This window comes from Epilithonimonas mollis (assembly GCF_900142325.1).
Lineage (GTDB): Bacteria > Bacteroidota > Bacteroidia > Flavobacteriales > Weeksellaceae > Epilithonimonas > Epilithonimonas mollis.
The window spans coordinates 644,076-666,189 of the sequence record NZ_FRAM01000001.1; the positions used below are offsets into that span (position 1 = coordinate 644,076).

The window sequence follows — 22,114 nt, forward strand, 5'->3', positions numbered from 1 at the left end:
TTGATTTGAAATGTCTTATTTCTTTTTAAGAAACATGAAGTTATTTTTTATATAGGTCGCTCCTACGGAGCTTTGTTGTTATTAAAGTTTTTTTCTATTAACAGTTTCCCACTCTGTGGCTTTGCTTTTTAGTAAAAAACTACTGGGCTATTTGATTTGAAATGTCTTATTTCTTTTTAAGAAACATGAAGTTATTTTTTATATAGGTCGCTCCTACGGAGCTTTGTTGTTATTAAAGGTTTTTTTCTCTTAACAGTTTCCCACTCTGTGGCTTTGCTTTTTAGTAAAAAATATTGTGCTGATTAAATAGCTATAAAAATCACTGTAAAAGGAGGTTTATATTTTCGTGAAGGTATTTTTAAATGGCTTTGTACATACCTGAATTTGTTTCGAGAATGGATAGGAATTAATCTTTTGCTTTGTGAAATGTAATACTTTACGGTTGTTGACTTTTAGGAGAAAGGGGACATTAAATCCGCCATTTAATGAAATAATCCGAAAATTCTAAAGAAAGACATACCGAAGGAGTTACTCTACTCCCACCGAATCATCGCCTCGCCCATCTGCCACAGCGTGAATAGTTTTGTTGTCATCCACCAGAATCATTTCTGTTCTTCCGATCTGTTTGATTTTTTCGAATTTATAATTTTTCTGTTCCAAAGCTCTGATGGTTGCTTCAGGGAAACTGTTCTCCACTTTGATCACTTCGGGCAGCCATTGGTGATGGAATTTCGGAGTGTTGACAGCAAAGTTGGTGTTTTGCTTAAAATCAATTACATCTACAATGGCCTGGAAAACCGACGTAGGAATCGTAGTTCCGCCTGGTGTCCCGACAACAATTTTCACTTTGTCATCTTTCAGGACCAGCGTCGGCGTCATAGAAGAGAGCATTCTTTTCCCGGGTTCTATTTTGTTGGCTGCTCCGCCTACTGCTCCGAACATATTGGGAAAACCTGGCTTTATGGAGAAATCGTCCATTTCATTATTAAGGAAAAATCCTGCGCCTGAAACTACCGTAGTACTGCCATAGAGTCCATTCAATGTCGTGGTAACGGAAACCGCATTTCCGGCCTTGTCCAGTACAGATACCTGCGTGGTTTCTGTGCTTTCTTTTTTATCCTGACTGATGATATTGCCGACATCTTTACTTGGTGTCGCCCGTTCTGAATTAAAAGATTTCCAACGGCTTCTGAGGTAATCATCGGAAATCAGCATTTCGGTTTTGTCCTGAATAAAATCAGGATCGCCCATATACTCTGCCCGGTCTGCATAGGCTCTTCGCTCCGCTTCTACCATGATCTGAACGGCTTCTGCAGAGTTTAACTGATATTTTGACAAGTCTTCATAAGACGCCATTTTCAGCATCTGAGCCAGCAAAGTTCCGCCGCTTGAAGGTAATGGCATTGAAACAATCTGATGACCTTTGTAATAGAATGTCAAAGGTTTTCTTTCTTTTGTTTTATAATTTTTGAGGTCTTGCGCCTGGATGATTCCGTTTCCGAGTTTCATCTCAGTTAAAATCAATTGTGCCGTTTTGCCATGATAAAATTCTTTTTCACCACCTTTTTGAATTCGTTTTAAAGTCTCTGCCAATTCCGGCTGAATCAATAAATCCCCTATTTTCCAATTCCGGTCTTTGACAAACGCTGTTTTATTTTTGTTATGTTTCAGAAATTTTTCTCTATGGTCATTCAACAAATTGGCTTCCTGCTCTGTAATTGCAAAGCCTTTTGACGCCAGATCTATGGCGGGTTCTATCAATATTGAGAAAGGCAACCTAGCATATTTCAAAGTTTCAAACATTCCTGAAATACTTCCCGGAACGCCGACAGCCAGCCTGCCGTTCTGCGACAGATCTGTGCTGGCATTACCCTGCTTATCCCAATACATATCGAAGGATGCTTTGGAAGGTGCAGTCTCACGATAATCCAATGCTATTTTTTTCCCGTCAGCTGTCGTCGCAACCATGAAACCGCCACCACCAATATTACCAGCCTGAGGATAAACAACCGCCAATGCCAGCTGCGTTGCAATGACAGCATCGAAGGCATTTCCGCCTTGTTTCAGCATTTTGGCACCCGCTTCACTGGCGAGTGGGTGCGCAGAAACTACAACGCCTTTGTTTTTAACCTTAACTTCTTTGATGATGTTGATGTCTGTGTACTGTGCAGAAACTGTGATAGACAACAGTAGACTTGCATATAGGATTTTTTTCATTTTTTAATTTATTATTAAGCACTCCAAATTTCAAATCCTTTTGGAATCCACAAATTAGTGGAATTTAAAAGTGGGCTATTCGATAATTATTTGAAACTGTTGTAATAATCCTGCGAGATTATCTTTAGCAAATTTGGTTTTTTTAAGTTGATTTTTGTTGGGATCGATGGAAAAACCGATTGCATTCTGCAGATCGGCATGATCTAAAACCGTCCGGTCAAATACCGCACTTGTCAAATCAGAATGATCAAACAACGCGCTGGAAAGATTCGCTTCTGTAAAATCAACTTCTTTCAGACTGCAGTTCCTGAAAATCGTTTTCCGGATATCCAACTGATAAAATGAGCAAAGATCCAGATTGCAACCATCAAATTTAAAAGCGATGTTGAAGGAATGTGCATCTTCGAAATTAAGCCCCATCATTTTACAATTCCTGAAAACGATTTCTCGGAAAGCAGTTCTGTGAATCTTTGCATTGCTTAAATCACAATCTTCAAAATCACAGTTGGAGAATTTAAAATATGATAAATCGCGGCTGGAAAAATCGATCCCGGTAAAAGTGCATTCTTCATAATCGCCCTGCTTAATTTGTCCGGTCTTGTATTGTCTTGACGAAAAAATCTTCCCAACTTCAAAAATCATTTTTAACTCTTTTAAAAAAGATAAATGTACAGAATGTTCCCGATGAAGCAGAAATTCCTACACGGATTTTTTAAAAAAACTTCTATTAATATGGAAAATAAATAAAACCTCAATTTGAAATCGAGGCTTTATTTCTTTCTAAAAACTATCTGTGTTTTTTTGAACCACCTTTGTGATGCTTGTGTTTCGAGTGTTTAAAATGTTCTTTATGAAAACGTTTCTTCGGCGAATAACCGGCTTTTGCAAATTTATATTTTGGAGGATGAACAGAATGTCCCGGTTTGTGATTTCTTGTAATTAATTTAGGGTCGTGATCTACTCTGTACCCTGCATATTGTTTATAGTGAATTTTGTGCTTTTTGTAAGGATAACGTTCGGTTAAAACAATTTTTGGTGTTTGATACAAGTTGATTTGACGATATCTAGCAGGTAAAGCCGGTGAAAAAAGCCATCTCTTTCCTGCAGCATAATAGTATCCACGCTTCGGAACGTTATAATACAGATCATATTCTGGCAAATAGTAAGATTCAACATAATTATGGCCGCGAGGACCCCATTTCGGCTGACTGTCCAGATTGATATTGACATTAATCTGAGCCATAACAAGACCTGATGCAAAGCCAGTTGCTACTAACATCAGGATTAGAATTAGTCTTTTCATATCCAATATTTTTCAAAATACGATTCCCAACAAACATAATACCATAGCTATTAATTGGTTATAAATCAATTAATCAACCATTTTATAAGAAGATATATTATTATAAATCATTTTGAAATGGACTTCAAAACAGATAAATTTACAGAACAGTTTTTAGCAATCAGCAAGTTGAAAATGGAAAAATTGAAAAAGGTTTTAATTGTTACTTATTATTGGCCGCCTGCTGGTGGACCAGGTGTTCAGCGTTGGCTGAAGTTTGCCAAATATCTTCCAGACTTTGGTTTTGCGCCAGTCATTTACACCCCGGAAAATCCGAGTTATCCCCTGATTGATGAGACTTTGACGAAAGAAGTGCCTGAGAATCTAACGATCTTGAAAACCAAGATCTGGGAACCATATCAGATTGCAGAAAAATTCAGTAAGAGTAACAAGAAATTCAAAGGCGGACAGTTTGATGTTGGGAAAAACCAGTCCTTTGTTTCAAAGCTTTCTATTTTCATACGAGGTAATTTTTTCATTCCGGATGCAAGGAAATTTTGGGTAAAACCGTCGATTCAATTTTTAAAACACTATTTGACGGAACATCATATTGATACGATTGTTACAACCGGTCCGCCACATAGTCTGCATCTGATCGGACTTGGATTAAAAAAACAATTACCCGACTTAAAATGGATTGCAGATTTCCGTGATCCCTGGACTGAAATTTCCTATTATGAACATTTGAAATTAACGACAGCTTCTGACAAAAAACACAGGCAGCTTGAAAAATCCGTTTTTGAAAATGCTGATCTGACGCTGGCTACAAGTTATACTGATGCTGAGAATTTTCGAAAAAAAGGAGCGGATGCTTTCTGTGTGACGAATGGATTTGACAAGTCAGAAAGTTTGGGAGAAAATGATGAGACTCCAAAATCTAAATTTACGTTGAGTTATGTCGGCGTTCTGGAACAACTCAGAAACCCTGAGAATCTATGGAAAGCATTGATTGAATTATGTAAAAAATATCCGGATTTTGCTGAGGATTTTCAATTGAAATTTGTGGGAAGAGTGGATGATAAAATCCTGAATGGAATCGAAAATTCTGTTTTGAAAAACAATATCCTGAATCGAGGTTATCTGGCTCATGAACAATCTGTGAAGGAGATGGCGAATTCTGATTTGTTACTGATTACAAATTTCCCTAATGAAAGTTCTAAAGGAATTATTCCCGGAAAATTGTTTGAATACCTGGCGACAGGAAAACAAATTATTTCATTCGGACCAACAGATGCGGATGTGGAAACCATTCTGAATAAAACCAAATCCGGAAAACATTTTGATTATACGGAGATTGCACCCATTTCGGATTTTATTTTTTTGCTTTATAAGGATTGGAAAAGTGGAAAATCTATAGAAAATTCTGCCAACATCAACGAGTTTAGCAGAAAGGAACTGACAAGACAACTTGCCGGACTGTTGACAAAACTTCCTTAACCGTGGAAACTTCTGATCTGCGAAGCGCGTGAGCGATGGTAACGGCTATCCTTTTGTTTGGCTTTGGGAAGATGCCGGCAACAAAAGATAATAGTGGACAGCGCGACCCTGGAAATGGACTTAGCCCGGGAAGGGTCACGCCCTGAAAATAATTTCTTTTTTAATCACCTATGGCATAAATTTTTCTACTAACTTAGAAATCAATATTAATTAAAAAATTATATCATGGGAAACAAAACAAATGGCCTGTTGGCATTGTTAGGACTAGGAGCACTTGCGTGGTGGAAATATAAAAAGTCTTCTCCTGAAGATCAGCAAAAAGTGAAAGACACCATCAACAATGCAAAAGATAACCTGACAAAATTCGGGAACGATCTTAAGGACAAAGCAAACCAAACGGTGGATCAGCTGAAAAACAAAGCTGACGAATTAAAGACTGAAGCGCAGCAGTCTGCAGAATAATTTGCAGCTGTTGTTTGAAAAATGAAAGGTTGGGCAAGTGCTCAACTTTTTTATTTAGGAGAATTAATAAGGTATGATCAATATTAATGATGGTAAACATCATCATACATCACGCCGGCTTCTATTTTTACCGGCAGCGTATTTTCTTCCGGGACAATCGGGCAGCTGTAATCGTAAGCATTATAGGCGCAGAATGGCTGATATGACTGATTAAAATCTATCGTGATCTTATCATCCTGCGGAATTCTGAGATCGATATACTTTCCACCGCCATAAGTTTCCTTTCCGTTCGTCTCATCTCTGAAGGGAAGAAAAAGATAATCTTCATAACCTGATTTTCCGGAAAGTCTCACATTCTGATAAATCGTCAGTGTATAGCTTTTTCCATCCAACACAAAAGTTGCCCTTCCAAATTCCAGGTATTTCTGAAACTGTCCTGAGGATGTCGGGAAATCGATTGGTTTTGCGTCTGTAGTTTTTATAAAATCAGCTATCAGTCTGTATTTCAGATTGACCGGAAAGAAAGGATGCTTTTTAAAATCCTTCAGGTTATTGCCTCGCAAGGGTGATTCTTTCGGATTAAGATATTCATCATTCAGTTCTTTCTGGAAGTTTTTGATGGCTGCAACAGCTTCATTTTCAGTCTGAGCCGTCATAGACAAAGACAGCAACAAAAATAGTAATGTTAGTTTTTTCATAGTTTAATTTTTTTGGGCAGCTATTTCCGTCTTCCACTCCCGCTTTTTTCTGTCATTGCAAACGAACCGAAACCGTTATTATGCCGTTTCAAGAATCGCAATAACAGCAAAAGAGCTCCGTTCAAGCCGGGCTGCTGTAATTCGGTGGAGTGATTCGGAAACAGTTCAGACATCGGAGTCATTTCCTGGATCGGTAATTTTTTCGGTTTTATTTTTTTTAGCCAGAAAATATTTATCAAAAGTGGACTTAAAAATCCGCACCTCATCATCTTCCCCCATAAGAAAACCCCAGGACTGGAGTCCCTCTACTCTGTCAAAAATAATTTTAACAATTGCCAGAACAGGAATCGTCAGCAGCATCCCGGCAATTCCCCAAAGCATCTCTCCTACAACCAATCCTATAATCACGATCAAAGAATTGATTTTTACTTTTGAGCCGACAACCCTTGGCATGATGATGTTTCCATCAATAGCGTGGATAACAACAATGGCAATCACTATGAAAAGAACATGGCTGATCCCCGAAGTAGCAAAAGTAATCAGTGCGCCAATCAGCAATGCCGTGAAAATCCCGATATAAGGCAGGATATTCAGAATTCCTGTCAGAATGGCGAGCATAAAGTTATACTTCACACCAATAATCGTATAAGCAATGAAAGACAAAATCGTCACAATAATCATCTGCAAAAACAATCCAACCAGATATTTTTTTACCATAAACTGGATATTCTCAACAATTTCAAATACGGTTTTATGATGTGCTTCCGTGAAGCTTGCTACCAGGAATTTCAGAAGATGTGTTCTATATAGCAGGAAAAACAAGGTAAACAAAAATGTGAAACCTGTCAGCATCAATACATAACCAACGGATGTCAGCGTTTTTTCTATAATTACAGTTCCTGTGCTGATGGATTTTTTCAAAGTGTCATTCAGATATTCCAGCTGGTCGTGTCTTCTCACACCAAATGTTTTGGAAATCCAGCTTTGCAGATTGTCTATCAGATCGATAAACTGTTTCTGAAACTGCGGCCAGTCGTTTGCCAGCTTAGCTACTTCTATCGACATCAGATAGATGATGCCGCCAATAATCGCCAGCGCCAGCACACTGGCTAAAACGGATGACAATCCTCTCGGAAATTTCATCCTTTTTTCCATAAAACGACAAAGCGGCATCAGTAAAATAGAAATTAGTAATCCAAGAATCATCGGAACAATAATCTGTTGACCGACAATAGCAAGAAAACCTAAAATAACAACACTGATCAGAATGCAGGATAGCTTGAAATAAAAAGGATAAGTCTGATTCATATTATTAGATGATTAGAAATTGTGCTTTGGAAGTTAGACTAATTTCTAAATCTAACTATCACTTTTTACATTTTATTTTCCAATAAGAAAAACTGCCGGAATCTTATGCAGTTCCGGTTTACTTTTTTTCCAGTCGGCACTAGTTTTTGTCCGGATAAATTCGGTTTCGGGATCATTGATGTTGGCTGCGATGCACAGTTTAGTGTTTGGATTCAGAAATTTGATCAGATCGTCAAAAAGCTGATTATTGCGGTAAGGTGTTTCCATAAAAATCTGTGTAAATCCGGTTTTCCCAACCAGATTCTCCAGATTCTGAATTTCTTTTTTTTTCTGCTCCTTATCAATTGGGAGGTAACCGTGGAAGGAAAACTGCTGTCCGTTGAAACCACTTGCAATCAAAGCCAGGACAAAAGAACTCGGACCATTGATGGGAATGACTCTGATATTATTTTTATGAGCCCAGCCTACCATGATGTTGCCGGGATCACCGATACAGGGCAAACCTGCCTCTGACAAGATTCCGAAATCAACACCTTCTTTCATCATGTTTTGTGCATCTTTCAAATCTGCTGTTACGGAATATTTGTCCAGAAGAAATAATTTCAGATCAGACTGTTTCTTTTCAGGCGCAAAAAATTTGATGACTTTTCTGCCTGTTTTTTCATTCTCCACAAAATAATGGTCGACATTCATAATGATATCGCAGATTGCGGGCGCAAAATAATCCGATGGAGAGTGCTCTGAAAGGTAAGCTGGTAAAAGGTAAAGCATCTTGGTTATGTAAATGTTTAATCAGCACAAAATTAATTATTCCGGGAAAAATATAAATAACAAAGCTTCCAAAATGGAAGCTTTTATTCTTTAAAACAGATTTCTTGATCTGGCTTCTTCTTTAACTTTTCCGTAGCTCATAATATTGGCAATGAGGAGCGGAATGAAACTTAAAGGCAAAATAGTAAAAACACTGAAACCTTTGATAGCCGTAAGATACAAACAGGCAATAAGCAAAAGAACAAATATGATGAAAAACAATATATAAACGGTTTTTGCCGTTTTCAGTTTTTTCAGCAATTCATCATTTGTAAGTTCTGAAAGATTGTCTGTTTTTTTCATTTTTATAGTTTAAAATTTAAAGTCACATTGAAGAATCTTCCTGTCAGTCGCACCGGAACCGGATAATAGATATGTGGAGAAGAATTCACATCACTGATCCATTGGTTCGCAATCGTATTATTGATATTGAATGCATTGAAAATCTGGACACCCAGCGTCAGCTCCTTGAAGTTCTTCCAGAATGTTCCGCTTGCCTTGTTATCTTTTTGATCAATGAAAACTTTTGTAAGCCCTATATCAACCCTTTTGTAAGCTGGCAGTGTTTTCTGATAACGATAAGCCGCCAGATAATCCGGAAGTCCGTTCGCATCGAACAATACCGGTGTTCCGGATTGTATTCCGCTGGCATAAGTCAATGTCAGGTTCACTCTCATACTTGGAAACTTCGGCATATAATCCTGATAGAACATTGAAAATCTGAAACGCTGATCTGTTGGTCTCGGGATATAACCTTTTCCATCTATACTTTCATAAACCCTTGCATAGCTTGCAGATACCCAAGAATCTACACCCGGAACGAACTGCCCGAACAATCTGGCATCTAAACCATAAGCATAACCTTCAGAATTATTTTTTCCAGCATACCGTATTCTTACATTGTCAAGATAATAAGGAATCAGATTTTCCATTTTCTTGTAATAAGCTTCCGTTGTGAGTTTAAAAGGTTTTCTGTCTTTGCTGCCAATCTGGAATTCATAATCGTTTGCAATAATGATCTGGTAGGATTTCTGGGCTGTAATATCTGAGTTAAAAGCACCAGTCAGATCTTTGATTTCTTTATAGAATGGAGCCTGGTAATATACACCTCCAGACACTCTGAATAGCATGTCCATATCCCAGTTTGGCTTGATGGCAATCTGCGCTCTAGGACTGAACAATGTTTCTTTATTGAAACTCCAGTTCTGTACTCTCGCACCACCATTCACAAAAATCCTGTTGCTTCCCCAATAGAATTTTTTGGAAAACTGGGCATAGGCAGAGATTCTTGTCGGTGTGATATTATTCTGTCCGGCGATATGAAAATTAAGGTTAAGATCAGAAATATCCAACTGTCCCGGAAGAACAAAATCCCTGGGATTGCTGTAACCGATGGAATCTACAAACTGCCATTCATTGGTGAAGTCTTTAATTGTTTCTCTTTCGAATTTCGCACCGACTTCGAAGTCTGTGTTCACATCGGGAGAAAACTTGGTTCTGAACTGAGATCCGACAACCCTCACTAACAAATCATTCCTAGCATGATCGATCTGTCCGCCAGCGTCATAACCGGCAACCGGATTTCCTTCCTCATCAAAAGCTTCCAGAATATAACCTGAAGCCAGGGAATAATATTCTCTTTCTCTGTTCTGGTAAGCAAAATTATCCAATGTAAACTGCCATTTTTTACCAGGCTTGAAGTTTACGCTTACCGTTCCCATCATATTTTTGTACTGGTCATCTTCTTGCCCGTTATAGAAAACCGTCAGTTTCAGAGGTCTCAACAAGCTTCCAAAATCCACTTCTTTCTGCTTCGGGATCATCTCATAGTCGTTCTTTGCAAAATAACCTAAAAATGATAAAGACCACTTGTCATTGAACTGATAATTAAGATAAGACTGAAGATCAAAATATCTCGGATTAAAGTCGGTATCCTCATTCAAAGTATTGAGAACCAGATTTGTATTTCTGTAACGACCGGAAATAAGCCCTGTAAATTTTTTATCTTTTGAAGCAAAACCCGTTGTCAGTCTTCCGCCGATTAAACTCGCTTCACCGGAAACCTCCAATTTTTCCGGCTGTCTGTAATAGATATTAAGTGCGGATGACATTTTATCGCCATATCTTGGCTCGAATCCTCCGGCAGAAAAATTAATCGTGGAAACCATATCAGGATTGATGATACTCATTCCTTCCTGCAAAGAGTTACGAACCAAAAAAGGTCTGTAAAGCTCAATATCATTGATATAAATTAAATTCTCATCATAATTACCGCCTCTCACCATATATTGTGAACTCAACTCTGCATTAGAGTTGACAGAGGGTAAACTTTTGATCAGACTTTCCACACCTCCGCCAAGAGAGATGACAGTTTGGGCTTCTTTTGCGGAAATCTCCACAGAAGTCAAGTCATTGGTTGTACGTTTTGCTTTTTTCTGGAAAACCACTTCCTGAATTTCATTCTCCTTAACCGCCGGCAGGAAAAGCACATTGATCGATTGTGATCTTGGCGATGTTTTGATGACTTTGGAAAAACCTTTGAAGTTGTCTTTCTGCACCTTCAGTTCCTGTTCAGAAGCAGCAATCGGGATTTTTACAAATCCGTTATTATCGGTCCGGTAAATCTGGTTATTATAACTTACTTCTGCTTCGGAAACCGACTTTCCGTCTTCGTCCAGGACTTTCAGATTGATTTGAGAAAAAGCCGATAATGGTAAAAGGAAAAGAAATAAAAGGATATAATTTTTCAAAGCTGTAGTTTTTTATCAAAGTTTAATTTTATTGTATACTTGAATTAACAAAAATAGCAATTAATACAAAGAACGAAAGAATATTTGTAAATCTTATACGAAAAACCGAATTTAATAAAAAAGCCCGGCAAACCGGACTTTCATTTTTCTATAAGATCGCTTCTCTTACTCTGGTTAGTTTTCCTAAAAGATCATCCAAAAGATCGAGTTTGAGCATGTTGGCACCGTCGGATTTTGCAATCGAAGGATCCGGATGTGTTTCTATGAACAGTCCGTCTGCACCGACAGCAATTCCCGCTTTTGCAATAGTTTCTATCAATTCCGGACGACCGCCTGTAACGCCGGAATTCTGATTCGGTTGCTGCAGAGAATGTGTAACATCCAGAATCACCGGAGAATATGTTCTCATCGTCGGGATACCACGGAAATCTACTACCAAATCTGTATAGCCGAAGGAATTTCCCCGTTCAATAATTGCCGTTTTGTCATTCCCGGAATCTTTCACTTTCTGAACCGCAAACTTCATCGATTCCGGTGACAGGAATTGTCCTTTTTTAAGTGTCACGGCTTTTCCGGTCTCGGCGGCTGCAATCAAGAGATCAGTCTGTCTCACTAAAAATGCGGGGATCTGCAAAACATCTACATATTCTGCCGCTAAAGCAGCGTGCTCATTTTCATGGATATCCGTTGTTGTCGGAATATGGAATGTTTCTCCAACTTTTTTAAGGATCTTCAGTGCCTTCTCATCGCCGATACCTGTGAAAGAATCAACCCGGCTTCGGTTGGCCTTCCGGAAACTTCCTTTAAATATATAAGGAATATTATACTTATAAGAAAGTTTCATGATATGTTCTGCGATCTGCAGAGCCATTGTTTCATCCTCGATTGCGCAAGGTCCTGCAATAAGGAAAAAATTACTGGAATCTCTGTGATGGATATTATCAAGATATTGTATCATTTTTTTAATTTTAATTATAAATTTCAGATTAAACTGTATCTAAAATTCAGATACAAAGATACGGAATTAAAGCAGGAAAAATCCTACTTTCTGTTTCGGAAAAGCAATACCGAATTAAGGAAAATAAGAAGCAGATCCAATGTCACCCAGATACTGAGCTTGATATTGTCATACTTCAGATCGGCAATCTTTTCTGTAGCAACTGCGGATAACTTCAGGCTGTGATTGATGTAATTTCTGACCTCCACGATTTTGTCCTCATTTTTGTTAAGGACCGCAACCTGAGAAAAATAAACCAGTTTATCCTTTCCGATATAACCAACAACCCAGAACTCGTCTGACTTCTGCATATTAAGATACTCGATCCGGAAATACTCGGGGCGGATCTGGCCGACATGTTTGGAATTATACTTCTGAGTTCCGTTTTCGTCCTGAATCCTGATGATATAAAAATCTACAGGCTGTGGCAGGTAATTAATAACCTGAACCGCAAGCGAGTTTTCCAGAAACTGGGAAAGGCTCCGTTCCACAAACCAAAAAGTGAAATAAGCTGCAGCGGAAATGGTAATGACTATTCTGGCGATTTTGCTCCACAGATTCCATTTTCCCGACCGGATACCGGACAGAAAAAGTGCAACAATCAAAAAAATAAGGATTAGAATGATGATCATCAAAGCAAAGATAATGGTTTATCTCCAATTACAGATCGACATTCCATTCTTTGTAGAACTGGTCCAGGAACTGCAGCATGAACTGATGCCTGTGTTGAGCAATTTGTTTGGCTGTTTTTGTGTTAAGCAGATCCTTCAATAGCAGAAGTTTTTCATAAAAATGATTGATGGTCGTTCCGTTGGATTTTTTGTATTCTTCTTTGGTTTGGCTGATTTTTGGCTCGATGTCCGGGTGATACATCAGATTATTTTTATAGCCTCCGAAGTTGAAGGTTCTGGCGATCCCGATAGCTCCGATAGCATCCAGTCTGTCAGCATCCTGAACGATTTTCAGTTCCAGAGGAAGGTTTTCCGGTGCGTCATTCCGGTTTTTGAATGACATATTTTCTATAATGAAAATAATTTTCTTTATAGTTTCCGTATCAACATTTTCTTTAGTTAAAAATTCATTCACAATTTCTGAGGCCAAAGTTTCATTACCGTTGTGGAATTTGGGATCAGCAATGTCGTGCAACAGAGCAGCCAATTCAATAATTAGCCGGTCACCGCCTTCTTTTTCCTGAATTTTTAAACTCAGTTTCCAGACACGCTCTATATGAAACCAGTCATGTCCGGATTCTGTCCCTTCTAATTTTTCTTTAACAAATTCTATTGTTCTGTCAATCAATTGCATATTATTTTTGCTATAATTATTCAAATTTTTTTTTTGGTAGTAGGACTTACGTTCATTAAAGAAATATTCTTTTTTAATCTTCCACATTGTGAGATCCTTCTTCCAGTCTTGTAAAAATTATTTTCCACAGCTTTTTATTATAACTTCTGAAAAAATTGATATGCCCTATTTCGTTCTTTTCTGACTCAGAAGTTTTGATTAATCTGTAAGTTGGTTTCAGATCGGGATAAGTATTATGCAATAGAGACAGTACTCCTTTTTCCGTTAGCCAGAGATCATCTTCTGCTCTTATTACAAAAACTTTCTGGGTCAAATTTCGGGAAAAATCATCTGATTTTTCTAATAATTTATTGGTCGATTTTTTATTCAGTATTAAAGTTCGCCAGTCAAAGGCACTTCCTGAAGGCAAACTTTCTCCCAGACCAAACCAGCTTGCGGGAAAATAGCCCAATAACTTTGTTGATAATGGCTGTACGATTCCAAAACCGAGATAAGCTTCAATTTTTGTTCTCAGTTTCAGGTTTCCTACAAAAGCATTTTGTGTACCTACAAAAATAAATTCATCAAACATTTCCGAATCTTTATTCATGCCCAGAATCAGTGCTCCAACCGAATGTCCAAGACAAAACTTATGATAACCGGGAAAATTAGTTTTGATATAACTTGTGAGCGCTTTGTAATCCTTTGTTCCCCAGATTCTCATGGACGCCGGGAAGCCTCTCATTTTATTGGGTTTGGAAAGTCCTATTCCTCTGTAATCATACGTGATGACCGTGAATCCTTTTTCTGCAAAAAATTGGGCAAACGAAAAATAAATCTGTTGCTTGACACCAGTTGCGGAATTAATCAGTAAAATTCTCCTGTTATTCTGTCGAGGCTCAAAAATATGAGCTGATAATACATAATGATCTTCGGTTAGTATATCGAGATTTTGCATAAAAATGATTTAAGATAATCATTTTATAAAAATAAAGAATTCAATCGATGGGAAGCTATAATTCGATATGCTGACAATATTACTTCTGAAAATCTTCAATGTAAGGCAAACCTTTTTGGGAACCACGGTAATCAGCAGCTTTCAGCGCCACTTCATTCCCGAATTTCACACAATCTTCTATCGGATTCTTATGAAGTAAAGCAATGGAAAAACCAGATGTAAAAGCGTCTCCCAATCCCATACTGTGCGCCTCTGTCTGCGGGTTATTCCGGAAGTATTTCATTTCCGAGCCATCAAAATAGCTGGTGCTGTTTGCACCGTCTCTTACGAATAATTTGTTGGGAAGATGCTTGATAATATCATCGTGACTGCCTTTCCCAAAAATGATTTCCAGATCGGTACTTTTTGCGACGATAAAAGATGCGTAATCAACAATATCATCTGACAATCGGCTTGCAGGAGCAGCATAAATTCCGATTTTCTTACCCAGTTTTTTTGCCTTTCTGAATAGATATTCCACAGTTTTCATAGGAATTTCCAGCTGTGTCAGTATCAGATCTGCAGTCAGAAAGTATTTTTCTGCAGCGTCAATATCTTTTGGTGAAACATTATAATTTGCAGCGGGGACAACAGTAATGGCGTTCCCTTCATCTGATGCAGTGACGTACGCCGTTCCAGTGTCTTCGTCCTCATCTTCCACGACATAAGCAACATTCACATCCTCATCCTTAAGATTTCTTAGAACCTGTTGTCCAAAGGGATCCATCCCGACCCGGCTTATCAGATAAGCCTGTGCGCCGAGACGCGATGTTGCAATCGCCTGATTGGCACCTTTTCCACCCAAAAAACTTTTCAGGCTGTGTGCGAGTACAGTATCATTCGCTGTAGGGATTTTGGAAGTTTTCAGCACCAGATCTATGGAGGAACTTCCTACAATTACTATGTGAGGTTTTGTATTACTTAGTTTCATCTGCTAACAATCATTGCTTTCAATAGCCAAAAATAGAATTGCATTGGCAATTTAATCTGTGCTAATGTAACAATTTAATCCATTTCGATTTCTATAAACTCAGAAATTAATTTAACAGGCTGATTATCTTTGGAATAGCCTATATAACTGGCATAGAAACCTTCACCATAGCCAGTTTCAAAAGCGATGATGTTTTCCTTTTTATGATCATAAGATTTGAGTACGGCAAACTGATCAATCGCTCCTTTCTCATCGAAGAAATAAGAATGGAAAAACTCTTCATAGATACCCATAAAGTCAACTCCCTTTTTATGAAAAAGCTCCTGTTCCAGTTTATTCAGGGCGATCTGAGCATCTTTATCCATGAATGTTCCCATCCCGGATTCTACAGGAAATCCGAAAATCTCACCATCTTTCAGATCTTTTACATTCTGATCTTCGCATAAAGCTAAGACCCAGTGGTGTGCCATTATATTTTTGTCAAATACAATTTCTGCATAAGCTATGCAGTTAGACTCCCGCTCCTTGTGAACAAAAACAGGGAAATCACCTTTCGGAAACTCCTGAGAGAAGGCCGAATGATCCGGAGAAATCAAAGAATCGCTCACTACGATTTTTCCTGATGAGATATGAATTTTACCAACTTCATAGGTTTCCAGCAAAGGATTTTCCACGAAGTCTTTTGAGAATAATTTTTGTATGTTTTCTATATGAGTCATTTCTTTAGTCGAATTATTTTGTTTCATTTCTTTTAAAAATCATAAATCGATTTTTATTTTCTTCGGAAAACCTTTTGAAACCAAACTTTTCATACAAAGAGTGTGCGTCTTTTGTTGCCAAAAGCATTCCAGGAAGTTGACTGATGTCTTCATCTTCAAATATGTGTTCCATTAACATTTTACCATAACCTCTTCCTTGTAATTTGGGTTCTATGAAAACATCCATCAAATAAGAAAATTGCACAAAATCTGTCAGAACTCTGGCATATCCTATCTGCTTACCATCCTGAAACATCCCAAAATTCAAACTATTATCAATACACTTTTTAACTTTTTCCAAAGAAATTCCTTCATTCCAATAACTCTTCGTGAGATAAGCATGGATGTACCCGACATTCATTTCTTCTCTACTTTTTGAAAAAGTAATGCTCATTGTTATCCTGATTAATTTGTTATAACAGAGTTTTAAAGTGATTTCAACTTTTCTTCTAACAAAGCAATTTTATCCTGCGCATCTTTTTGTTTTTTGCGCTCGGTTTCCACTACTTCCGGTTTTGCGTTGGCTACAAATTTTTCATTCGATAATTTTTTATCAACAGAGATTAAGAAACCTTTCAGATATTTTATTTCCTCTTCAGTTTTTTCTTTTTCTTCGCCAAGGTCAAGATTTTCACTCAATGGAATGGAGAATTCATTCGCTCCAACTAAAAATGTGAAACTCGGTTTATCTGTTTTCTGATTGAAATTGATTTCTGAAATATTACCCAATTTCTGAATTACTTCAGCATTTGCCAATTCGGAAACATTGGTGAAGAGCTCAACGGTTTCTCTTGGCGAAATTCCTTTGGACTGACGGTAATTTCTAACGCCGGAAATCACTTCTTTGGCAAAATCAAATTCTTTGATTTTATCTTCATTGAACGGTTCAGATTTTTTCTGTTGAGCAATCACCAAAGCTTCGGAAACACTCCTTTCGGAAATGTTCTGCCAAAGTTCTTCTGACAAGAAAGGCATAAATGGATGCAACAATTTCATCAATTCTTCAAAATAAGCAATCGTTTTTTGATAAACTTCTTCACTGATCGCTTCTCCAAAATTAGGTTTAATCGCTTCCAAATACCATGCACAGAAATCGTCCCAAATCAGTTTATAAACCAAGTGTAATCCATCAGAAATCCTGAATTTTGAGAATTGATCTTCGATTTCGCCGATTGTTTTATTCAATTGTTCACCGAACCATTCGATGGTTTGGAAATCGTGATTTTGAGCTTTGATAGATTCGTCTCGTTTCCAGCCTTGTATCAATTTATAGGCATTCCAGATTTTAGTCGCAAAATTTCTTCCCTGCAGCATCAGATCTTCATCAAACAAAAGATCGTTTCCTGCGGCAGAACTCAGCAAACTTCCAACTCTTACACCATCCGCGCCATATTTTTCAATCAGATCAATCGGATCCGGCGAGTTTCCTAATTGCTTGGACATTTTCCGTCTTTGTTTATCTCTCACAATTCCCGTAAAATAAACATTCTTGAACGGAACATCTTTTCTGTATTCCAATCCGGCCATAATCATTCTGGCCACCCAGAAGAAGATAATATCCGGACCAGTTACCAGATCTGATGTCGGATAATAATAATTGATTTCCTCATTATCAGGATCGAGAATTCCTTCAAAGACCGACATTGGCCACAACCATGATGAGAACCAAGTGTCCAAAGCATCTTCGTCCTGTTTTAAATTGTCGGTTGTCAGTTGTTGGTCGTTGGTTTTTTCTTTTGCTAAAACCAAAGCCTCTTCAATATTTTCAGCAACTACGAAATCATTTTCGCCCGTTCCGTAATAGAAAGCCGGAATCTGCTGTCCCCACCAAAGTTGACGCGAGATGTTCCAGTCGTGGACATTCTCCATCCAGTGGCGATAGGTGTTTTTGAATTTTTCAGGATGAAATTTGATTGTATCATCCATCACAACATCCAAAGCTGGTTTTGCCATTTCTGACATTTTCAAAAACCACTGAACAGATATTTTTGGTTCAATAACGGCTCCAGTTCTTTCAGAAGTTCCAACTTTATTAACATAATCTTCTGCTTTTAGAAGAAGATCATTTTTTTCTAATTCTTTGGCAATTTCTTTTCTCACCGTGAATCTTCCCATTCCCTGATAATGCATTCCGTGTTCGTTCAGAACCGCATCATTATCCATAGAATCGATGATTGGCAAATTATGCCTTTGTCCTATTTCGTAATCATTGATATCGTGAGCCGGCGTGATTTTTAACGCTCCGGTTCCGAATTCAATGTCAACATAATCGTCCTCAATAATTGGAACTACACGATTTACGATAGGAACAATGACGTTTTTTCCTTTCAGATGTTGATACCTTTCGTCATTTGGATTCACACAAACTGCAACATCACCGAAAATGGTTTCAGGACGTGTTGTAGCAACAGTAAGGAATTCCTCTGTTCCTTCGATTTTATATTTAAGGTAAAATAATTTTCCGTTCTGTTCCTTGAAGATCACTTCTTCATCGGAGATATTCGTCTGAGCTTCAGGATCCCAGTTCACAACTTTGTAACCACGATAAATCAATCCTTTATTATAAAGATCAACAAAAACCTTGATCACAGATTTGGAAAGATTCTCCTCCATCGTGAATCTTGTTCTGTCCCAGTCGCAGGAACAACCCAATTTTTTTAACTGTTCAAGAATGGTTCCACCATATTTCTCTTTCCATTCCCAGGCGTGCTTCAGGAACTCTTCTCTGGTGATATCTTTTTTATTGATGCCTTCAGCCTTCAGTTTCGCCACAACTTTAGCTTCTGTTGCAATAGATGCATGATCTGTGCCTGGAACCCAGCAAGCATTGAAGCCCTGCATTCTTGCTCTTCTGACCAGTACATCCTGAATCGTATTGTTCAGCATATGCCCCATATGAAGAATCCCCGTCACATTCGGCGGCGGAATTACAATAGTGTAAGGCGGTCTGTTATCCGGCGCTGAATGAAAAAATCTGTTTTCCAACCAGAAGTCGTACCATTTTTGTTCAGTTTCCTGTGGATTGTATTTGTCTGCAATCTGCATTTTAATTTTTTTTTGGCTTAATGATTTGCAAAAATAAGATAATGTGAAAAAAATTTAAGCATATATTTAAATTATTTATAACTTTGAACTTTAAAAATTTAATTAAAACAAAAAAATATGAAAAAGATTCTTGCAGGATTATTTATGACAGGAGCTATCGCTTTTGCATCTGCTCAAACAATTTCATTCGACAAAACTACTTTTGACTACGGAAACGTAAAAGCAGGTTCTGATGGTCATAGATTTTTCACTGTGAAAAACACCGGCGATAAACCATTAATTATCAGCGAAGTAAAACCTTCTTGTGGATGTACAACACCAGAATGGAGCAAAGATCCGATCTTACCTGGAAAATCTGCTCAGATCAAAGTTGGTTATAATACAGGCATCAAGGGCGCATTCAATAAACTGATCGAAGTTTATTCTAATGACCCTCAAAATAACAGATCCGTTATTTACATCAAAGGTAATGTAGAAGATGTTGCCGGAGCTGCAAATACAGCTGTTCAGGAGGTGAAAGCAGCAAGTCCTGCGGCAGTTGCTAAGGCAATGCCTGCAAAAAAGGCAGTAAAAAAAGCAGTTCAGGCAGAAAAACTTGAAGCTGCAAAATAGCAAAGCGCTAAACAAATTTATAAACCGTCCCGTTCAAAACGAGACGGTTTTTTTTATCTTTACAACAAATCCTTATTCATGAATTACAATTTTTCTGACGATTTCTTAATAAAAGAAAATTCAAAATTGGAGATAAAAAAACAAAGTTCCGGCTACAAAGGAAAAATCGATAAAGATGAAGCAAAACAGCTTCTGGAACAGGAAAAGGAAAAGCTACGCCTGTTGCAGGAAAAGTTATATGCAGACGGCAGCCAATCCTTGCTGATCATCCTTCAGGCTATGGATGCGGCCGGAAAAGACAGTCTGATAGAACATGTTTTTGGTGGTGTGAATCCGCAAGGTTGTGCAGTTACAAGCTTCAAAACACCCAGTTCAAAAGAATATCAACATGATTTTCTCTGGAGACAATACAATGCACTTCCCGAAAAAGGAAAAATCGGAATTTTCAACCGTTCGCATTACGAGAGTGTTTTGGTATGCAAAGTTCATCCGGAATATAATCTCAGCGAAAAGGTCTGGTCTGATGTAAAACAGTTTGACAAAAAATTCTGGGAAAACCGCTATGAAAGCATCAGAAACTTCGAAAAGCACCTGGCAAATAACGGAACAAAAATCATAAAAATCTTCCTTAATGTCTCTAAAGATGAACAGAAGCAACGTTTTCTGGACAGAATCAATGAAGAGGATAAAAACTGGAAATTTTCATCGGCAGATATCACAGAACGCGGATTCTGGGATGAGTATATGAAGGCTTATGAAGAGGCAATCAATGAAACCTCTACTGATTCTGCGCCTTGGTTTGTGATCCCGGCTGATCAGAAATGGTTTTCCAGAGTTGCTGCCATCCAGATTATTATTGACAAACTGGAAGAAATGAATCTTAAATTCCCGGAACTTTCCGGTAACGAAAAGATTGCTTTGCATGAATCTAAACTGAGACTGGAAAGTGAAAAACAGTAAAATAAAAAACTTCTTCAGAATTAACCTGAAGAAGTCTTTAACAATTTAACTTAATAACAATTACTTCCAGCCTCCGCCTAGTGCACGATAAAGATCAACAATACTGCTGAGTCGCTGTCTTTTTATCGATGCAAGATTCAGTTCGGCCTGGAGAGAATTTCCTTGTGCAGTAATCACTTCCAGATAATTGACCAATCCGCTTTTATAGAGTTTTTCAGCACTCTGGATTCCTGATTTTAAAGTATTTACTTGTTCACTTGCTTTTTCTTCCTGAACTTTCAGGCTTTCGTTGGACACCAAGGCATCAGTCACTTCTCCAACGGCATTCAGAACAGATTGACGAAAAGCCAGAACGTTTTTTTCTCTTTGTATTTTCGCTACATTAAGATTGGTTTTCAATTGTCTTTTCTGAAAAACTGGTTGCGTAACGCCGCCTAAAGCAGAACCAAACAACGAAGCGGGAATCTGAAACCAGTTGTCAATTTTGAAAGAATTCACACCACCATTGGCTGTGATTTTCAATGAAGGATACATATTCGCCTGGGCAATTCCAATCAAAGCATTAGATTCGAGCAAAACCAATTCCTGCTGACGAACATCCGGACGGCGGCTCACCATTGCTGCAGGCAATCCTGCTGAGAAATTTTGAGGAAGAGACGTGTCAGACATCTCTAGCGTTCTGCTGATTTTAGTAGGATTCTCCCCTACCAAAATGCTCAAAGCATTTTCCTGAATTTTAATATTCTGTTCCAGTTGCGTAATCAGAAGTTCTGTATATTCCTTTTGCGCTTTGGATTGCTGAACGCCTAAAGACGTTGCATCGCCACTTTGCCAGATTTTTTCTGTGATATGAAATGTGTTTTTACTTAATTCTAAATTAGATTTTGCAATTTCCAATTGTTTATCCAGCATCAAAAGGTTATAGTAGCCTTGTGCAATCGCTGCAACAACTTGGGTTTGAATCGCTTTTGTTGCTTCATAAGTCTGCAGATACTGCATTTTCGAAACTTCCTGCTGGTTCTTTATTTTTCCCCATATGTCAGCTTCCCAGGACAGATTGAACGCTGCATTGTAATCTTCAACGTAACTTTTTCCAAGGAACAAATTGATGCTTTGGCCGTTCAGACTGTTATCGGAAGGTCTTGTTATTTGGCCTGTTACGCCAAATCCAACTTCCGGATATTGCATATATTTGGCCTGTTTCAGTCGTTCCTGGGAAGAGGCGACCTGCTTCAAGGCAATTTGCAAATCATAATTATTTTTGATGCCCTTTTCGATCAGATCTTGCAAGATCGGGTCGTTGAAAAACTGTCTCCATTGCAGATTAGCGACGCTCGCTGTGTCAGCTGTTGCCGTATATTGGAATGTTTCCGGCAGTTCCGGGCTCACTTTGTCCAAAGCTAATTTGGGCATACAGGAAACTGCGCTTGCTACGACTACTGTCGAGACCAGAATCTCTTTTATCTTAGTTATTATATTCATTTATTTTCCTTTTGTATTTATTAA

Annotated in this window: 21 protein-coding genes; 4 read left to right on the plus strand and 17 right to left on the minus strand. The window is 38.1% G+C overall.

All coding sequences use genetic code 11. From position 1 onward, the window contains the following. Positions 1 to 528: 528 nt before the first annotated feature. The 3 genes from ggt to BUA97_RS02930 all read right to left on the minus strand — a co-directional run bounded on the left by ggt (position 529) and on the right by BUA97_RS02930 (position 3,520). Positions 529 to 2,217, minus strand: coding sequence for a gamma-glutamyltransferase (ggt, locus tag BUA97_RS02920; RefSeq protein ID WP_072996356.1), 1,689 nt, complete (start codon positions 2,215 to 2,217; stop codon positions 529 to 531). Positions 2,218 to 2,292: 75 nt separating this feature from the next. Continuing rightward, positions 2,293 to 2,859, minus strand: coding sequence for a pentapeptide repeat-containing protein (locus BUA97_RS02925; RefSeq protein ID WP_072996357.1), 567 nt, complete (start codon positions 2,857 to 2,859; stop codon positions 2,293 to 2,295). Between the two features lie 145 nt (positions 2,860 to 3,004). Beyond that, positions 3,005 to 3,520, minus strand: a complete 516-nt coding sequence (locus BUA97_RS02930) for a hypothetical protein (protein WP_072996358.1) — start codon at positions 3,518 to 3,520, stop codon at positions 3,005 to 3,007. Positions 3,521 to 3,694: 174 nt separating this feature from the next. Between BUA97_RS02930 and BUA97_RS02935 the strand changes: the two genes are divergently transcribed. Beyond that, complete coding sequence (locus tag BUA97_RS02935) at positions 3,695 to 4,996, plus strand: glycosyltransferase family protein (RefSeq protein WP_072997187.1); 1,302 nt, start codon at positions 3,695 to 3,697, stop codon at positions 4,994 to 4,996. Positions 4,997 to 5,221: 225 nt separating this feature from the next. Further along, complete coding sequence (locus BUA97_RS02940; RefSeq protein WP_072996359.1) at positions 5,222 to 5,458, plus strand: YtxH domain-containing protein; 237 nt, start codon at positions 5,222 to 5,224, stop codon at positions 5,456 to 5,458. Positions 5,459 to 5,541: 83 nt separating this feature from the next. Here the strand turns inward: BUA97_RS02940 and BUA97_RS02945 are convergent, their stop codons facing one another. The 13 genes from BUA97_RS02945 to BUA97_RS03005 form a co-directional block, all read right to left on the minus strand. Then, entirely contained in the window at positions 5,542 to 6,156 is a 615-nt protein-coding gene (locus BUA97_RS02945) for a DUF1684 domain-containing protein (protein ID WP_072996360.1), read from the minus strand. 165 nt (positions 6,157 to 6,321) lie between these two features. Further along, positions 6,322 to 7,464 (minus strand): AI-2E family transporter, encoded by a 1,143-nt coding sequence (locus BUA97_RS02950; protein ID WP_072996361.1) that lies wholly within the window; start codon positions 7,462 to 7,464, stop codon positions 6,322 to 6,324. A gap of 72 nt (positions 7,465 to 7,536) precedes the next feature. Continuing rightward, complete coding sequence (locus tag BUA97_RS02955) at positions 7,537 to 8,235, minus strand: SAM-dependent methyltransferase (RefSeq protein ID WP_072996362.1); 699 nt, start codon at positions 8,233 to 8,235, stop codon at positions 7,537 to 7,539. Positions 8,236 to 8,325: 90 nt separating this feature from the next. Continuing rightward, positions 8,326 to 8,577, minus strand: a complete 252-nt coding sequence (locus tag BUA97_RS02960) for a hypothetical protein (RefSeq protein ID WP_072996363.1) — start codon at positions 8,575 to 8,577, stop codon at positions 8,326 to 8,328. Positions 8,578 to 8,579: 2 nt separating this feature from the next. Next, positions 8,580 to 10,796: a TonB-dependent receptor plug domain-containing protein gene (locus BUA97_RS02965; RefSeq protein WP_072997188.1), complete on the minus strand. Its 2,217-nt coding sequence runs from the start codon at positions 10,794 to 10,796 to the stop codon at positions 8,580 to 8,582. Positions 10,797 to 11,172: 376 nt separating this feature from the next. Further along, positions 11,173 to 11,982, minus strand: coding sequence for a 3-deoxy-8-phosphooctulonate synthase (gene kdsA, locus BUA97_RS02970; protein ID WP_072996364.1), 810 nt, complete (start codon positions 11,980 to 11,982; stop codon positions 11,173 to 11,175). Positions 11,983 to 12,065: 83 nt separating this feature from the next. Next, entirely contained in the window at positions 12,066 to 12,653 is a 588-nt protein-coding gene (locus BUA97_RS02975) for a hypothetical protein (RefSeq protein ID WP_175546167.1), read from the minus strand. A gap of 28 nt (positions 12,654 to 12,681) precedes the next feature. Beyond that, complete coding sequence (locus tag BUA97_RS02980; RefSeq protein WP_072997190.1) at positions 12,682 to 13,326, minus strand: HD domain-containing protein; 645 nt, start codon at positions 13,324 to 13,326, stop codon at positions 12,682 to 12,684. Positions 13,327 to 13,399: 73 nt separating this feature from the next. Beyond that, complete coding sequence (locus BUA97_RS02985; RefSeq protein WP_072996365.1) at positions 13,400 to 14,263, minus strand: alpha/beta hydrolase family protein; 864 nt, start codon at positions 14,261 to 14,263, stop codon at positions 13,400 to 13,402. Positions 14,264 to 14,342: 79 nt separating this feature from the next. Beyond that, on the minus strand, positions 14,343 to 15,233 hold the full coding sequence (locus tag BUA97_RS02990) for a ribokinase (protein ID WP_072996366.1): 891 nt from the start codon (positions 15,231 to 15,233) through the stop codon (positions 14,343 to 14,345). A 74-nt stretch (positions 15,234 to 15,307) separates the two neighbouring features. Beyond that, the gene (locus tag BUA97_RS02995; RefSeq protein WP_072997191.1) at positions 15,308 to 15,952 is read right to left on the minus strand and encodes a DUF4241 domain-containing protein; all 645 of its coding nucleotides are present in this window, start codon (positions 15,950 to 15,952) and stop codon (positions 15,308 to 15,310) included. Between the two features lie 13 nt (positions 15,953 to 15,965). Beyond that, a complete protein-coding gene (locus BUA97_RS03000) occupies positions 15,966 to 16,385 on the minus strand; it encodes a GNAT family N-acetyltransferase (RefSeq protein ID WP_072996367.1) in 420 nt (139 codons plus the stop codon). A 32-nt stretch (positions 16,386 to 16,417) separates the two neighbouring features. Beyond that, complete coding sequence (locus BUA97_RS03005) at positions 16,418 to 19,036, minus strand: valine--tRNA ligase (protein ID WP_072996368.1); 2,619 nt, start codon at positions 19,034 to 19,036, stop codon at positions 16,418 to 16,420. A 117-nt stretch (positions 19,037 to 19,153) separates the two neighbouring features. On the opposite strand from BUA97_RS03005, the gene BUA97_RS03010 reads away from it, so the two are divergent. After that, entirely contained in the window at positions 19,154 to 19,648 is a 495-nt protein-coding gene (locus BUA97_RS03010; RefSeq protein WP_072996369.1) for a DUF1573 domain-containing protein, read from the plus strand. Between the two features lie 78 nt (positions 19,649 to 19,726). Beyond that, positions 19,727 to 20,608, plus strand: coding sequence for a polyphosphate kinase 2 family protein (locus BUA97_RS03015; protein ID WP_072996370.1), 882 nt, complete (start codon positions 19,727 to 19,729; stop codon positions 20,606 to 20,608). A 60-nt stretch (positions 20,609 to 20,668) separates the two neighbouring features. Here the strand turns inward: BUA97_RS03015 and BUA97_RS03020 are convergent, their stop codons facing one another. Beyond that, complete coding sequence (locus BUA97_RS03020) at positions 20,669 to 22,090, minus strand: efflux transporter outer membrane subunit (RefSeq protein ID WP_139258211.1); 1,422 nt, start codon at positions 22,088 to 22,090, stop codon at positions 20,669 to 20,671. Between the last annotated feature and the right edge of the window lie 24 nt (positions 22,091 to 22,114).